16 protein-coding genes are annotated in these 16,391 nt (G+C 27.6%); 4 read left to right on the top strand and 12 right to left on the bottom strand.

Annotated features, from left to right (window positions below; genetic code table 11):
- Window position 1 precedes the first annotated feature (1 nt).
- Both KI686_RS12445 and KI686_RS12440 read left to right on the top strand, forming a co-directional pair.
- The gene (locus KI686_RS12445; protein ID WP_237589648.1) at window positions 2-901 is read left to right on the top strand and encodes a Ppx/GppA phosphatase family protein; all 900 of its coding nucleotides are present in this window, start codon (window positions 2-4) and stop codon (window positions 899-901) included.
- A 122-nt stretch (window positions 902-1,023) separates the two neighbouring features.
- On the top strand, window positions 1,024-2,121 hold the full coding sequence (locus KI686_RS12440; RefSeq protein ID WP_237589647.1) for an OmpA family protein: 1,098 nt from the start codon (window positions 1,024-1,026) through the stop codon (window positions 2,119-2,121).
- A 69-nt stretch (window positions 2,122-2,190) separates the two neighbouring features.
- Here KI686_RS12440 and KI686_RS12435 read toward each other — a convergent pair whose 3' ends face one another.
- On the bottom strand, window positions 2,191-2,661 hold the full coding sequence (locus KI686_RS12435; RefSeq protein WP_237589646.1) for a thioredoxin family protein: 471 nt from the start codon (window positions 2,659-2,661) through the stop codon (window positions 2,191-2,193).
- Between the two features lie 100 nt (window positions 2,662-2,761).
- A complete protein-coding gene (gene lpxK / locus KI686_RS12430) occupies window positions 2,762-3,793 on the bottom strand; it encodes a tetraacyldisaccharide 4'-kinase (RefSeq protein WP_237589645.1) in 1,032 nt (343 codons plus the stop codon).
- A gap of 51 nt (window positions 3,794-3,844) precedes the next feature.
- On the opposite strand from lpxK, the gene KI686_RS12425 reads away from it, so the two are divergent.
- Window positions 3,845-4,939: a Nif3-like dinuclear metal center hexameric protein gene (locus KI686_RS12425; RefSeq protein ID WP_237589704.1), complete on the top strand. Its 1,095-nt coding sequence runs from the start codon at window positions 3,845-3,847 to the stop codon at window positions 4,937-4,939.
- A 2-nt stretch (window positions 4,940-4,941) separates the two neighbouring features.
- Window positions 4,942-5,715 carry a zinc ribbon domain-containing protein gene (locus KI686_RS12420; protein ID WP_237589644.1) on the top strand — a complete coding sequence of 258 codons (774 nt, stop codon included), beginning with the start codon at window positions 4,942-4,944 and terminating at the stop codon, window positions 5,713-5,715.
- A 70-nt stretch (window positions 5,716-5,785) separates the two neighbouring features.
- Here the strand turns inward: KI686_RS12420 and KI686_RS12415 are convergent, their stop codons facing one another.
- The 10 genes from KI686_RS12415 to hpf all read right to left on the bottom strand — a co-directional run bounded on the left by KI686_RS12415 (window position 5,786) and on the right by hpf (window position 16,359).
- Entirely contained in the window at window positions 5,786-7,672 is a 1,887-nt protein-coding gene (locus KI686_RS12415; RefSeq protein WP_237589643.1) for a DUF349 domain-containing protein, read from the bottom strand.
- A 98-nt stretch (window positions 7,673-7,770) separates the two neighbouring features.
- On the bottom strand, window positions 7,771-8,523 hold the full coding sequence (locus KI686_RS12410) for a shikimate dehydrogenase family protein (RefSeq protein WP_237589642.1): 753 nt from the start codon (window positions 8,521-8,523) through the stop codon (window positions 7,771-7,773).
- Window positions 8,504-9,511, bottom strand: a complete 1,008-nt coding sequence (locus tag KI686_RS12405; protein WP_237589641.1) for a DUF368 domain-containing protein — start codon at window positions 9,509-9,511, stop codon at window positions 8,504-8,506. The genes KI686_RS12410 and KI686_RS12405 overlap by 20 nt, the downstream gene beginning before the upstream one ends.
- The gene (locus KI686_RS12400) at window positions 9,512-10,435 is read right to left on the bottom strand and encodes a polyprenyl-phosphate transporter (RefSeq protein WP_237589640.1); all 924 of its coding nucleotides are present in this window, start codon (window positions 10,433-10,435) and stop codon (window positions 9,512-9,514) included. It abuts the gene before it with no gap.
- A gap of 105 nt (window positions 10,436-10,540) precedes the next feature.
- Window positions 10,541-11,749 (bottom strand): ABC transporter permease, encoded by a 1,209-nt coding sequence (locus KI686_RS12395; protein WP_237589639.1) that lies wholly within the window; start codon window positions 11,747-11,749, stop codon window positions 10,541-10,543.
- A gap of 5 nt (window positions 11,750-11,754) precedes the next feature.
- Window positions 11,755-12,933 carry an ABC transporter permease gene (locus KI686_RS12390; RefSeq protein ID WP_237589638.1) on the bottom strand — a complete coding sequence of 393 codons (1,179 nt, stop codon included), beginning with the start codon at window positions 12,931-12,933 and terminating at the stop codon, window positions 11,755-11,757.
- Window positions 12,926-13,918, bottom strand: coding sequence for an HlyD family secretion protein (locus KI686_RS12385; protein ID WP_237589637.1), 993 nt, complete (start codon window positions 13,916-13,918; stop codon window positions 12,926-12,928). Before KI686_RS12385 ends, KI686_RS12390 begins: the two co-directional genes overlap by 8 nt.
- Before the next feature lie 7 nt (window positions 13,919-13,925).
- A complete protein-coding gene (locus tag KI686_RS12380) occupies window positions 13,926-15,281 on the bottom strand; it encodes a TolC family protein (protein WP_237589636.1) in 1,356 nt (451 codons plus the stop codon).
- 27 nt (window positions 15,282-15,308) lie between these two features.
- Window positions 15,309-15,893: a TetR/AcrR family transcriptional regulator gene (locus KI686_RS12375; protein WP_237589635.1), complete on the bottom strand. Its 585-nt coding sequence runs from the start codon at window positions 15,891-15,893 to the stop codon at window positions 15,309-15,311.
- Between the two features lie 160 nt (window positions 15,894-16,053).
- Window positions 16,054-16,359, bottom strand: coding sequence for a ribosome hibernation-promoting factor, HPF/YfiA family (hpf, locus tag KI686_RS12370; protein WP_237589634.1), 306 nt, complete (start codon window positions 16,357-16,359; stop codon window positions 16,054-16,056).
- Window positions 16,360-16,391 lie beyond the last annotated feature (32 nt).

Here is a 16,391-nt window from a genome sequence, read left to right as displayed (position 1 = left end):
TTTGTTAGAAATTAAAAAATACGGAGCAATAGATATTGGATCAAATGCAATTAGACTTCTAATATCTAATGTAATTGTTTCAGAAGATAAAGATCCTCAATTTAAAAAATCTTCTTTAGTTCGTGTTCCTATTCGTTTAGGAGCAGATGCTTTTGTTGGACAAGGAATAATAAGTGAGCAAAACGTTGCTAGAATGATAAATGCCATGGAAGCATTTAAATTGCTTATGAATGTCCACAATGTAGAAAGGTACAAAGCTTGTGCAACTTCAGCTATGCGAGAAGCAAAAAACGGACAAGAAGTTGTAAAACAAATTTTAGACAAAACAGGTGTTAAAATTGATATTATTGGGGGTAAAGAAGAAGCTGCAATAATATCATCAACAGATTTAAACCAATTAATAGAAGGTAATAACTCTTATTTATACGTTGATGTTGGTGGAGGTAGTACAGAATTTACTTTATTTTCTGAAGGTAAAATAATTACATCAAAATCTTTTAAGATGGGTACTGTTCGTTTACTAAACAACAAAAAATCTAAAAACAAAGAAATTTTTGCCGATGTAGAAAAATGGATTAAAAAGAATACAAGTAACCTAAAAAACATTTCTTTAATTGGTTCTGGTGGTAACATTAACAAGTTATTTAAAATGTCTGGCAGAACAGAAGGCAAACCTATTTCTTACATCTATTTAAATGCTCAATATCAATTCTTAAAACAAATGTCTTTTAATGATAGAGTTTCTGAATTAAGTTTAAACCCAGATAGAGCCGACGTAATTATACCTGCAACTAAAATTTATATTTCTGCCATGAAATGGAGTGGAGCAAAAAAAATATATGTTCCAAAAATTGGTCTTTCCGATGGTATTATTAAAAGCTTATTTTACAACAAATTATAATCATAACATTAATTTAATTTTCTCTTTTTAACTTTTTTTTAACTTTTTTGTAGATTGCTTGTGACTTGCAGAATAATACTGTGTCTTAAAATTAGTTAACAAAGACTAAAAATAGATTAATTATGAAAAAAATTTTATTTAGCGGAATGCTTTTAATGTTTGGTGCAGTAGCCTTTGCCCAAGATTTACCACAAAACCCAGAGCCAGGAAAATGTTATGTACGTTGTACTACTCCTGAAGTTTGGAAAAACGAAGATGTAACTATCGAAATTGCACCTGCATACAAAAAAATTATAACTCATCCTGCAGAATACAAAACTGTAACCGAAAGAGTTTTAACTAAAGAAGCTGGTCAACAATTAGTAATTGTACCTGCTGTATGGGAAAACAAAGAAGTATCTTATACTGCAAAAGAAGACGCTAACAAATTAAGCGTTATTGCTGCTACATTTAGTCAAGATTCTAAAACAATAGAAACTAAAGCTGCTTCTGCAAACTGGCAAATGAGTGAAAAAGCACCTGATTGTGAATCTAGCGATCCTAACGATTGTAGATACTGGTGTTTTGTTCCTGTACCTGCACAATTTGTAACTGTACCTTTAACTAAGTTAAATGCAGATGCTTCTACTACTTCTACACCAGTTCCTGGTTACGAAAAAACTTACACTAAAAGAGTAATGGTAACGCCACCAACTACAAAAACTATTGAAATTCCTGCTGTTTATGGTAGTGTTAAAAAAACAGTTTTAGTTAAAGATGCTTGGCAAGAAGAAGTTACTGTACCTGCACAATACAAAACTGTTACTAAAGAAATTTTAGTAAGTAAAGGTGGATTAACTACTTGGAAAGAAGTTGAATGTGAATTAACTGTAAGTACTCCATTACCAATAAACTGGAATTTAGGAAGTGCTACTTTAACTGCTGGAGCTAAAAAAATTATAGATGCTAGATTGTTACCAGTTTTAAAAACAGGTGTAGCTATTGCTATTGAGTCTCACACAGATTCTAGAGGAACTAAAGCTAACAACCAAGATTTATCTGAAAGAAGAGCTTTAGCTGTAACTAACTATTTAATTTCTAAAGGAGTTAATGCTAGTAAATTAACAGGTAATGGTTACGGAGAAACTAAATTAACAAACAGATGTTCTGATGGAGTTTCTTGTACAGAAGCAGAGCATAGAGCTAATAGAAGAACAACTTTTAGAGTAATTAATCAATAAGAATATTCTTCTAACAAAAAATCAATAAAAAAAGAACCGAAGCAAATTTGCTTCGGTTCTTTTTTTATTTTAATAACTATCTATTACAGATTGTATAAAAGGATAATAATACTCCGTTAAAATTAAGCCTTTTTTGTAAGCTAACATTTTACCTTTATGATTTACAAAAACTAATGTAGGAAAAGATTTAATTTTAAACTTTTTTATTAAATCGTTATTATCTTCTAATTGATTTGGTAATAATATATCTTTATTTCTTGGCATATCTGCCTGATATAAAACCAAATCCTTATCGGCTATTTCTTTAAACTTTGTAGAATGAAATAGTTTTTTATCTAAAACAATGCAAGGTCCACACCAATCGGATCCTGTAAAATAAATTAAAACAGGTTTATTTTCTTCTTTTGCTTTTTTTAAAGCTCCTTTATAAGTTGGTTCCCAATTTGGCAAAACATTATTATCTGTATCTGCTAATTCTTGAGAAAACGTAGAACCAATCAATAAAAAACAAGATATAATAGTTATTATATTTTTTTTCATGTAAACTAATTTATTCAAAAATATCAAAAATAATACCAAACAAAAATCTATTATTTAATTTATAAAAAAGTATTTATTTATGATAAAGAGATAATAATACCTAAAAACGTTGGTTTTGTTTTATATGAGATTTAATTATTGAATTAAATTCTAATTCTTGCTTATCAAAAAACAAAGTTTTTATTCCTAAAAAAGAAATGTTATCAAGTCTACTCTCTAGCCTAACAAAATCTTTTTCTGTAGTTAAAATAATTTTCTTAGTAGATTTTAATTTAGCATATTCCTCTTTAATAAGATCTATCTCTTTACTTGAAAAATTATGATGATCAGAAAATTTTAAATGCTTAAAATTAACTTCATTATTTTTTAAAAATGAAAGAAATGGGTTTGGATTTGCAATACCAGTTATTAATAAAACTTCATATAATTTTAAATCAGCTACAGGTATATTTTTTTTACCAGAAACTTTTTCATCATAAGAAATAGTGGTAAAGAATATTTTTTTGTTATACTTTTCTAATTTTTTAGTGATTTTTTCCCTAGAGATTTCATCTAAACCTACAGGACATTTTGTAACCACAATAACATCAGATCTTTTTGCTCCTCTTCTACTCTCTCTTAAATTTCCTGTTGGTAACAAAAAATCATCTGTAAATAAGTCATCATATTTTGTAAGTAAAATATAAAAACTTCCTTTTACTTTTCTATGTTGATACGCATCATCTAAAAGAATAACGTCTAAACTTTTATCTGTAAGTAACTTAGTAATTCCGTTTACCCTATTTGCATCAACAGCAATATTAATATTAGAAAATTTTTTATGATACTGTAAAGGTTCATCGCCAACATCTAAAGCAGAATGAGAGTCGTTTAAAAGCACAAAACCTTCTGTTTGACGTTTATAACCTCTACTTAAAACAGCCGTCTTAAAAGTGTCTTTTAAAAGTCTAATTAAATATTCTATTTGCGGGGTTTTCCCTGTACCACCAACACTTAAATTACCAACAACTATTATAGGAGTTTTAAAAGAGGTTTCTTTAAAGATACCTATATTAAAGAAAAAATTACGAATTGAAGTTATCAAATCATAAATAATAGCAAAGGGAAAAAATAAAAATCTTACTAATTTCATCTGTGTAAAAATACATTAAAATTGTTAACTTTGAATTTCAATAAATTTAAAATGACAATTAAAAACATTACTAATTATATAGAAGAATTAGCACCTTTAAATTATGCTGAAGATTTTGATAATGTAGGTTTATTGGTAGGTAATTATCAAACAGAAGTAACAAATATATTAGTTACTTTAGATACTTTAGAAGAAACTGTAGACGAAGCTATTTCTAAAAACTGTAATTTAATTGTTAGTTTTCATCCTATTATTTTTGGTGGTTTAAAAAAGCTAAACGGTAACTCTTATGTAGAGCGTGTTGTATTAAAAGCGATAAAAAATGATATTGCTATTTACGCAACTCATACTGCTTTAGACAATTCTAAAAATGGCGTTTCTGCAAAAATGTGTGAAGTTTTAGGCTTAATAAACTCTAAAATTTTAATTCCTAAAAAAGGAATCATCAAAAAACTGACTACTTATGTACCTAATAAAAATGCAGAACAATTAAGATATGCTTTGTTTTCTGCTAACGCAGGAAATATAGGTAATTATGATAATTGCTCTTTTAATATTTTAGGAGAAGGAACTTTTAAAGGTAACTCTAGTTCTAATCCTACTTTAGGAGAAAAAAACAAAAATCATACAGAAAAAGAAACGCAAATTTCTGTTATTTTTGAAAGTAAAGATGAAGGAAATATTTTAAAAGCTTTAAAAGAAAATCATCCGTATGAAGAAGTTTCTTTTGAAGTTGTAACATTAGAAAATATTCATCAAGATATTGGAATGGGAATGATTGGTGAATTTCCTTTAGAGATGGAAGAAAAAGAGTTTCTTTTATACTTAAAAAAAACAATGAAAACAGATTGTGTTAGACATTCTAAATTAATTAATAAAAAAATTAAAAAAGTAGCTGTTTTAGGTGGCTCTGGAAGTTTTGCAATTTCTAATGCAAAAAGAGCAGGTGCAGACGCATATATTAGTGCAGATTTTAAATATCACGAGTTTTTTAAGGCAGAAAACAGTATTCTTTTAGCAGATATTGGCCATTATGAAAGCGAACAGTTTACAAAAAACCTTTTGGTTGATTATCTTAAGAAAAAATTTAGTAATTTTGCAATCATTTTATCAGAAAAAAGTACAAATCCTATATATTATATATAATCATGGCAAAGAAGAAAGAAATTTCGGTTGAAGAAAAATTAAGAGCTTTATACGATTTACAATTAATTGACTCTAGAATTGACGAAATTAGAAACGTAAGAGGAGAATTACCTCTAGAGGTTGAAGATTTAGAAGATGAAGTTGCCGGATTAAACACACGTATTGGTAAACTTAACCAAGATGTTACTAATTTAGAAACTGACATTAGCAATAAAAAATTAGCTATTGAAGAGTCTAATTCTTTAATGAAAAAGTATGAGGAGCAACAAAAGAAAGTTAGAAATAACAGAGAATTTGACTCTTTATCTAAAGAAATTGAATACCAAGATTTAGAAATTCAATTATCAGAAAAAAGAATTAATGAGTACAAAGCTAAAATTGCTCAAAAAATGCAAGTTATTGATGCTACAAAAGAAAAGTTAGCAAAACAAGAACAACATTTAGCTCATAAAAAAGCAGAATTAGATGCTATTTTAAAAGAAACAGAAAAAGAAGAAGAATTATTAATTAAAAAATCTGCTGAATTTTCTGAATCTTTAGATCCACATTTATTTGCTGCTTACACAAGAATTAGAACTAAAGTTAAAAATGGTTTAGCTGTTGTTGCTATAGAGCGTGGAGCTTCTGGTGGTTCTTATTTCACAATTCCGCCACAGGTGCAATTAGAGATAGCTAATAGAAAGAAAATTACTATTGATGAGCACAGTGGACGTATATTAGTTGATAGTGCTTTAGCTGAAGAAGAAAAAGAAAAAATGAATAAGTTATTTTCTTAGTATTTTTTAAAAACATAAAAAAAAGCGAAACTTAATAAGTTTCGCTTTTTTTTATGTTGTAATTTTTATTCTAGTAATCTAATTTCTTAATGTAACTTAGTTTCTCTTTCCAAATAGATAAATCTTCTTTAAACTTAGCTACTTGTTTTTTTACATTTAAAACTAGAGGATTATCTGCTTTTGCATTAGAGAAAAATCCTAAATTATTTTCTAATTGTTGTATTTCTCTAACAATTTCATCAATTTTCTTTCTAACAAACATTTGCTCAGAATCTAATTTTCTAACATCATTTTCTGCATATAAACCGTCTACAACATTTGTAAATTTTAACATTGCAACTTCGTTCTTATCCAAAGATAATCCCTCTAACAAACGATCTATCTGTTTATTAAATTTACCTTCTAAATGACGTGCATTTCTTGGCAAACTACCTAACTCTCTCCATTTATCAATAGCACCTAAAACAAACTCTTTTGTAGGTGTTTTTAATTCTTTTAAAGAATCTAAATATTCTTTTTTCTTGTCTACAACAACTTGTTGCTCTTTATTTAAAGAATTTTTTTGTTGATGATATCTATCAAAATAATGGTTACAAGCATTTTTAAAACGTTTCCAAATATCATCAGAAAATTTACGCGGAACATGACCTATTTTTTTCCAATCTGCTTGTACTTTTTTCATTGTATTTGTTGCAGATTCCCAATCATCACTTTCTTTTAAAGATTCTGCTAATTCTATTAAAGCAATTTTCTTTTTTAAATTATCTTGTTGTTCGCTTTTTTCTTGCTTATAAAAAACGTTTTTAGCTGTATTAAATTTCTTTGTAGCTTGTTTAAATTTTTGCCAAACTTCTTCGCTTTTAGCGTAAGGTAATTTACCAGCTTCAAAATATTTTTGCCTTAAAGCTTCTATTTCTTTAATACTTTTTTGCCAATCATTATGTGTTTTATTCCCAGAAGTATCAAAAGCATTAATTTCTGCAACAACGGCTAATTTAACATCAATAATTTCTTGAAACTTAGAACGTAACTCTCTAAAATGCTCGTGTCTTTTATCATGAATTTTTTTAGTTACTACACTAAATCTTTTCCATACTTCTTCTCTCATTTCTTGAGAAACAGGACCAATATCTTCTTTCCAGATTTTATGTAAATCTTGTAATTCTTTAAAAGCAAAATTTACATCATTGTGTTCTGCTAAAGCTTCTGCTTTTTCAATAATTTTTAATTTTTCTTCTAAATTATGTTTAAAATCTAAGTCTCTAAAATCATTGCTTAGGTGTAATAAATCATAAAAACGCTCTACATGATGATGGTATGTTTTCCAAGTATCATTATAATATGTTTTAGACACAGGACCAATTGCTCGCCAATCATCTTGTAAACTTTTAAATTCTTTATACATAGTAGCCGTATCTGCTTCTTGTATTAAGTTTTTTAAGTTTTCTATAACTAACAACCTTTTTTCTAAATTTAGTTTTAATTGTTTTTCTAAATCTGCATAATAAGCATCTCTTTGCTTTTTATACTCAGAAAGTAACTTGTTATATTCTGATTTTATTGGGCTAGAAAATTGAAAATCTATTGAGTTACCACCAGCTTCTAAAAAGGCTGCTTTTTTTTCTGCTAATAGCTCTCCAAATTTTTGATTGAAAGCATTTTTAATGCCATCTACCTGTGGTTTAACCTTTTGTATAGCGTTGCTAGTTAATGTTTTTTTAAGCTCTTTAACTAACTCTTCTAATGATAAAGTAGAATAATCTACACTATTTTCTTCATCTTTGTTTTCGTCATTTGCTTCTTCCGCATTTTCTGCTACAGATTTCTCTATTTCATTAACAGCTTCTGTAGTTTCATCAACTGTATTATTAGAAGTTTCTTGTATCTCTACAGTGTTTGTAACTTCTGTTTCACTTTTTTTAACGTCTTCAGCGTTCACTTCATTTTTATCTAACATATCTACAATGTTTAAGGGCCTTATAATTTGCTTATAAAGATACAGACAACTATTTAAAGCTACAAATCTAAAACATTAAATAAAAAAAGAATCTCAATTTACTCATTCCAAATTCTCCAAGATTCTTCTGCTTGCAGTTCTAGCATTTCGTATCCGTTTTTAATAATGGCTCCTTTTTCTTTACCTTTAGCTAAAAAAGCGGTTATTTCTGGGTTGTAAATTAAATCATACAAAAGATGCTTATTTGTAATGTATTGGTAAGGAATATTTGGTGATTGATCTACATTAGGCGAAGTACCAACTGGTGTTGAGTTAATAATAATAAGGTACTTTTCCATTATTTCTTGTGATAAATCTTGATAAGAAATTTCTTTTTTCCCTTTAGGATTTCTAGAAACAAACTTAAACTTAATGCCATTCTTTTTTAAAGCATAAGCAATAGCTTTAGATGCGCCACCTGTACCTAATATTAAAGCTTTTTTATGGTGTTTTTTTATCAACGGAAAAATTGAATTTTCAAAACCTACTACATCAGAATTATAACCTTTAAGATTTCCTCTTTTTGTAATTTTAATAGTATTTACGGCTCCTATTTCTTTAGCGGTTTTGTCAATTTTATCTAAATATTGCATTACTACTTCTTTGTACGGAATAGTAACATTTATACCACTAACGTCTTTATTATCTTCTACAATAGAAGGAAAATCTTCTATTTTTGGAATATCAAAATTAACATACTTAAAATTTTTAAGTCCTATTTTTTTAAATTTCTCTGTAAAATATCCACGAGAAAATGAATAAGAAATATCTTTTCCTAAAAGACCAAAAACTTTATTTTTTCTTTCTTTCATAATAATCTATCATCAAAATTAAACCAATACCTATAGAAATAAATAAAATAGCAACCCAAGTTTCTAGACTAGAAAAGTCTGGAATAAATCGTTCGTAATTTTCTATAATTTTATTTCCTTCATTATCTATTAAAAAACTTGAATCTTCTTTAATATAAATTTCTTTTTTCCAAGGCCAAACAATACCCAAAGAACCTGTTATAAAACCAATAATAACAGCATTTACTATTTGATACCATCTTTTTAAAACATAGCCTAAAACATGGCTTATAGAAACCAAGCCAAAGGCAGAACCAAATGTAAAAACACCAATTATTTTTAAATATCTTATTTTAATTGGATCTGATAAAACTTTAAAATCTCCCGAAAAAAGGCTTGTAATTACATTAAATAATATGTTTACAGAATCTACTAATAACAGAACATAATTACCTAAAAGTATTAAAATAAAAGATCCAGAAAGCCCAGGAAGCGTCATACCAGAAACACCAATAATACCACAAATAAAAACAAACCAAAGATTATCATTTTCTTTTGCTGGTGTTAAAAAACTAATTCCTACTCCAATAGAAACACCTATCATTAAAGAAACTACATTCTTTGTATTCCAATCACCAAAATCTTTACTAATATAATAGATAGAGCCAATTATCATCCCAAAAAACCAACTCCAAACATAAAGTTCAAAGTTTTCTAGAAAATAATCTAAAACCAAAGAAATACTAAAGTAGCTAAAGATACTTCCTCCCATAATTAAAAGAAGAAAACTACCATTTATATATTGATAAAAGCTTTTAAAACGACCTCTAAAAAGAAGTTTAAAAGCCTTTAAATTAACTTTTCTAAAAGAATAAATTAATTCTTCGTAAAAACCCAAAACAAAAGAAACTGTTCCTCCAGAAACTCCAGGAACTTTATTTGCAGCTCCCATTGCTAATCCTTTAAAAAAAAGGCTAAGTTTTTGTAAAAAAGTTCTTTCTAATTGCATTTATTTTTTTTGACTCGCAAATTTTTCCATTCCTAAAATAACTACAAAACCAACAACAGACAATATAATTGCCATTGTTAACTGAGCATCTCCATCAAAAGAAAAAGGACTTACACTTTGTTGATTAAAAGGAACTTCTATTCCGTGAGAATTTGTACGCCAAGTTAAAGTTTCTTTCCAAGGCCAAATTTTATTTAAAGAACCAATTATAAAGCCTGTTAAACCTGCTAATGTTAGGTTTTTATAGTGTTTAAATAACCATTTTAATACGCGAGAAAAAGTTAATAAACCAACAACTGCACCAACTAAAAACACTAAAATTGTTTTAAAATCTTTATTATTTACAGCATCTAAAACAGGTTTATAAGCACCTAATAATACTAAGATAAAAGATCCAGAAATACCTGGTAAAATCATTGCACAAATTGCAATTGCACCCGCTATTAAAATAAAAAATGGAGAAGAATTTTCTGTTACAAGAGGGTTTAATGTAGTTATATAATAAGCTAAAAAAGCACCTAATATTAAAATTATTACAGAAGCAAAATTCCATTTAGTAATTTGTTTAGCTATGTAAATAATACTTGCCAACACCAAACCAAAAAAGAAAGACCACAATAAAATTGGTTGATTTTCTAAAAGATATTTTATTGCTTTTGCTAAAGAAATAACGCTAGTAAAAATACCTATAAATAAAGCCGCTAAAAAACCACCATTTAATTCTTGCCAAGCAGCTTTAAAACCTTGCTCTTTTAAAGTTTTAAATAACCCTAATTTTATATTACTTATAGAACCTAACAATTCTTCGTAAATACCAGATATAAAAGCTATTGTACCACCAGAAACTCCCGGAACAACATCTGCTGCTCCCATTGCCATACCTTTTAAACCAATAACAACGTAATCTTTAATTGTTCTTTTCATTCTTCTATTTTATTTTAAAAAACGAAGATAAAATAATTTTAAAGAAAAAAGGATTTGTTATTTTTATAAATAAGGATTTTAAAAACTAATAAGTTTTAAATATTTTTATGCTTTCTTTAATTTAAATTCTTTTTTTGCTCTAATTTTTAGTGATATAGCAGCAATTATAAAATAAATAAAAGTCAATATCCATAAGTGGTTCCATTGATTTAAAACTTCTAAAAATGATGCTTCCATTTGTGTTAACTTAACAAAACCTAGAATACCTGGTGTTGATGGTATTAACTCTGATATAAAATTGTAAAATAACGTAAATCCTTCTACCGGAAAAGACAATCCACTTAACATTAATGATGGAATTGAGAGCAACACTAAAAAAACAATAGAATCTTCTCTTCTCTTAAAAAATGAACTAATTGAGATTCCTAAAAACACTACAGAAAATACATAAGGAATGATAAATATATATATTGAAAGCAAAGAAGAACGAACAGGAATACCAAATAAAGCATATATTACACCTACTTGAACAGGAATAATAATCATGTAAATTAAAGTATAAAGACAAGCTTTTGCTAGTAAAACAGATATTACTCCGCCTTTATGTAATATTCTAGGAAACTCTGTATGTGTAGAAATTACTTCTCTTCTAGATCCACTTAAAAGCCCAATTCCCATCAACAAAACTAATTGAATAATTAAAGCTGTTAACATGGGTATTAAATACGTTGCGTAACCAGATGTGGTGTTAAATAAACTATTAGAAATTGTTTTTATAGGAGAATAATTCTTTTGAGCCTGATCATAAGAAATACCTTTAGCTAATTCTTTTTTTATAGAAATACCTGCACTAAAATATCCGTTAACAACGCTTACATCACCTAAAACACGTTTATAAAACAACATATTTGCTGCATCTGCAAAAGTGGTAATTGTGGTTTGTTTACCTCTTCTAATATTTTTTTCGAAATTCTTTGGCACTATAACAATACCCTCTACTTCTTTAGAGTAATAAGCTTTTTTTGCTTCTTTTAAATCTGTAAAAGAAGTAATCGTTTTGGTACCTTCGGTAGATTCTAGCATAGCAATATAATCTCTACTCATTTTTGTACCGTCTTGATTTACAATAGCAACAGGTACTTCTTTTATTACTTGATTAGAATATATGTATGTATAAACAATTAAAATAATAAATGTAACCGATAAGAAAGTACTAGAAACTGCTTTATCAGATTTAATAGAATTCCATTCTGTAATAAAGGCATTTTTAAAAGAAATTGTTCCTCTATAAAATAGTTTAAATAAATTCTTCATCTTTTTTAAATATTATGATTAAAACTCCCTTTTAAAAACAATCTTTTTAATTTAAACCAACTTAACGATATAGATACAATACTTAAAACAACTAAAATAATAATAGATTTAAGAGAATAAAATACAGGAAATCCTCTTTGAGATTGATCTAACAATAATTCAAAAAAATGTGTGAAAGGAAAAATTTGACTCAACCATTGCAATACAGTTGGCATTCCAAAAATTGGATATGTTACTCCAGAAAAAGACAAACTAACAGCTGCAAAACCAGAACCAAAAGTTAATGCTTCTCTAAAACTATTACTAACAGAAACAAAATACAAAGCATAACATTGGTTGGCTACAATTAATAAAAGTAAACCGGCTAAAACGGTTAATTTACTTCCAAAAAAAGGAAAATCTTGCCACACATACATACTTAATAATGTAACAATACCTACTAGAAAAAACCAAACTGTATATGGTAAAACTTTACCTAAAATAATTGTTAGTAAACTACCTTTTGTAATATTTAATAATTTACCTCCTTTACTATATTTTAAATCTGCACCAAAACAATAAATAGTAGTTAACATTACAAATAATTGCAAAAACATGGTTAAAAATCCTGTATTTAAATAGTATGAATAATTTGTATAAGGATTTGATAACGTATGATTATTTGCTATAATTGGTACATAATTAATAATAGCTTGTTGCTTAGAAACGCCTTGCTTACGCTGTTTTTCTATATTTATACCCGCAGAAATTGTACCAATAACTTTTCTAAAAGCTTTGTTTTCTAAACCACCTGCCAACAATAAATTACTATTATATTGATTAACAATGGTTACTTGCTTTCCACTTTTTAAATCTGCCTCTATATTTTTAGGAATTGTAACCAATCCATAAACTTTACCTAAACGAATTAACTCTTCTCCTTTTTGTTGATTCACAGGAAAAAAACCAATTTCTATTTCTGGAGCCGCATCTAATTGAGCAATTATATTTCTTGATGTAGCCGATTGATCTAAATCTACCACAGCAACGGGCAAATCTCTTGCAACTCCCTTACTTAATAGCGAGTTGAAAAACAATATAAATACAAACGGTAAAATAATTGCAAGCACAAAAGTAGACTTTGTATTAAATAACAAAGCAATCTCTCTTTTTGCAATTCTTAAAGAAGGTTTCATTTTACTCATTAAATTGAGAATAATCGATTAGAATACTCATTCCTGGTCTTAATTCTACATCTTTTGTTACTGGTGATGCTTTAATTTCAAAAGTTCTAATATCAAAATCTCCGGTGGCTTTTGCAGCATTCCAAGTAGCATAATCACCTAAAGCAGCTATATAATAAATTTTAAATTCTACTTCTTTATTATTTAAAGCCGGAATTGTAGCCATAAAAGTTTGATCCTTTTTAAAATTAAAAAGACTTGTTTCTTTTACATTTATAATAGCATAGCTATTAGATAAATCTACCAAGTGTGCCACTGGATAACCAGCACCAATTAACTCTCCTTCTTCTGGTAAAAAATTAAGAACCTCAGCATCAATTGGTGCAATAATATTTCTTTCGTTTTTATAACCTTCTAGTTCTATTAGAGCTCCATCTGCTTGTTTAACCATTGCTGTTGCTGCTTCTATATCTTCGTTTCTAGCACCTTTTTTAGCCATTTGATAAACACTTAATGCAGCTTCTTGGTCTTTTAATGCAACTTCTCTTTTTGCAAAAACCTCATCTCTTTTTTGTTCTGAAACTACACCATCTTTATATAAATTTTCTATTCTTGTGTAAGTCTTATTCATAACATTTACAGCTGCAGTTGCTTTTTCGTAAACACTTTTTGCTCCTCTAATCTCTTCTGCTCTTGCACCATTTTGTGCTTTATTTTTTTGAGCATTTGCAGCCTCTCTTAAAGCCAAAGCTTGTTGCTCTTTTGCCATTATTTCTGGACTAGAGAGTGTTGCTAATAATTGTCCTTTTTTTACACTTTCTCCTTCTTTTACTTCAAAAGAATTAATACGTGTAGGCAATTTAGAAGACAAGTAAATTTCTTTGGCCTCTATTCTACCTTGTAAAATAATTGCTTTATGCTTTGTTATAAACCATATACCTGTAAGTACTAAAGTTGCAATAATTACAATACCTATTAATGATTTTATAAATTTTGGATTTCTCATTTTTATATTAATTTTGATTTAAGAAAGATCTTGTTTTACCTGTAAGTACCATTAACTCTCCGTAAGCTATATTATACTCACACAAAGCTTTTATTTTATGAATTTTAATTTCTGATAGTTTTAAAGTTGCATCTACTACTTCTAAAGAAGTTCCGGTTCCTTCTTCAAAAGCACGCGTTCTCATAAACTTTAATTTCTTTGCAAATTCTTCATCAGCATTTAAACTTTCGTACTGTTCTAGTTCTTTTTGCATTGTATTGTACAATTTTTCTGTATAAGTACTTAAATTTAATCGTGCTTGTTTATCAAATTGTTCTACTTGAGAAATTTTATATTTAGATGCTTTTATCTTATGCTCTCTTTGAAAACCATTAAAAATTTCCCACTCTACACCAAGACCAACAAACCATTTTGTATCTACAAGTGGTAAATTATCTGTACCTAATATATAAGTACCAGAAATACCTACTTTCGGAAAATAATCGCTCTTTTCTACTTTTAAACCTATACCTGCTAATTCTTGATTCTTTTCAATTGTTTTTAACTGATTGTTTTCGGTTAACATTTCTTCTTTAAATTCTTCTACAGACTTTACAATTGTTGGTTTATTAAAATTGCTTTTTAATCCTTCTAAAGAGTTTATGCCTATTAAATTTTTAACAGCAGTTTTAGCTAATTCTACATCTTTTTCTGCACCTAACAATTCTCTTTTGGCATTAGACAAAGCCACTTTGGCATTTAAAGTTTCTACTTCCGGAATTAATCCGTTTTTAAAAAGTTTATTTGCTTGATCATTATGTAGCAAAATAACGTTATAAACATCTTGTCTTAACTTAACAGCTTCTTGCGCTAATTTTAATTTAAAAAAGTAGTTGATTAGGTTTATAGTTAATTCATCCTCTTTAATTTTATGTTTTGTTTCTGTTATTGCTAATTTTATTTCTGATGCTTTTGTTGCTGCATTAATTTTTCCTCCAGCAAAAATTGGCATCGATATATCTGCTGTTGCAAACCCTAAGTTTTTTTCTTGTAACTCAAAATTCCAATCACCTAAAACATCTGCCGGATTTGTAATACTTAATAAACCACCAACCATGTTTCTTTCTTCATTTAAATCTACTGTAATATCATTATCTAAATGCATATATGTACCAGAAACCCCAATAGTTGGTAAGCGTAAACCTTTTGTTGCTTTATGTTCTTCTTCCATTGCTTTTACCTCAAAACTAGAAGCTTTTGCTTCTCCATTTTTAGACAACATCAAATTATAAGCTTCTTTTAAAGTTATGTTTTGTGCATTAGAAAGCGTTGTTATAAAACATAAAAACAAGAATATTTTTATATTTACCTTGTTCAATTTCATCGAATTAAAATTTAAATTGATTTTCATTTATTTTAAAATATTTAAAATATTTTCGGTTAACTTCTTAACATCATTTATAGTTACTTCTTGTTCTTCAAAAATATTTCTTCTTGTAAAGTTTATATAGTCTACAGCGTATACCAAAATGTGATAATGTAGTTGATAAACAGTAGTATCTTTTGATATTTCACCAGATTTAACTCCAATACTTTTAATACTCTGCATCAACTCAGCACTTTTTACTTTAATTTCTTCTGATGCAAAAAAATTCTCATTGTGTAGTAATTGATAAAAAAACTTAGAAGCATTTGGATTATCTAAAAAATAAGTAATTCTATTTTTTATAAATGTTTCTATTAATGGTTTTATGCTAGTTTTATTTAAAGACAACAAATTTTCTAATTCTTTGTAAACAGAATTTACTTTATCATGATACATTTCATTAATTAACTCTTGTTTACCAGCATAAGTTCTGTACAAATAACCACCGCTTACATTGGCATTTTTGGCAATCATTGCTATTGTTGTAGATTCTATACCTTTTTCTACAATTGTTTGCATTGTTGCTTCTTTAATTCTTGCTATTTTATCTTCATCAATTTTACGAGCCATCTATTATTATTTTGGAATACAAATTTATGAATAAATATTCATTCATTTATTTTTTGAACAAAAAATCTTATAAATTGAAATGTTATTCATATCTATTATTCTTAAATAATTATAGCCTTTCAAAAAAAAAACCATCAAATAAATGATGGCTTCTTTTTTGTTAATAATGTGATAATAATTTACTTTTCTTTTTCTTGAGCTGCGGCTCTAATTGATGAACAGTTTCTGATACCGCATTTTCAAAATTATCTTTATTAGATTCTGCAAAAAAGGTAATTCCGTTTCCATAAATACGGATACCGCAAATCAATCCTGTTTCATCTGAAGTTGTATTTTCTGTTTTAAAATAAACATCTGCACTAATTAAAAAATTATATTTTTTGTCTAAATCATTTAATTTTTCAATTGTATATAGTTCTAAAAGATCACTTACCGTTACATCTTTGTATTCAAAATTAATTTCCATAATACTAAATTTTAAAGTTTATAAATAGACTA

The sequence above is a fragment of the Polaribacter sargassicola genome (assembly GCF_021991835.1).
GTDB lineage: Bacteria > Bacteroidota > Bacteroidia > Flavobacteriales > Flavobacteriaceae > Polaribacter > Polaribacter sargassicola.
Note: the sequence above shows the minus strand (reverse complement) of the source record. Positions and strands in the feature narration are given on the sequence as shown.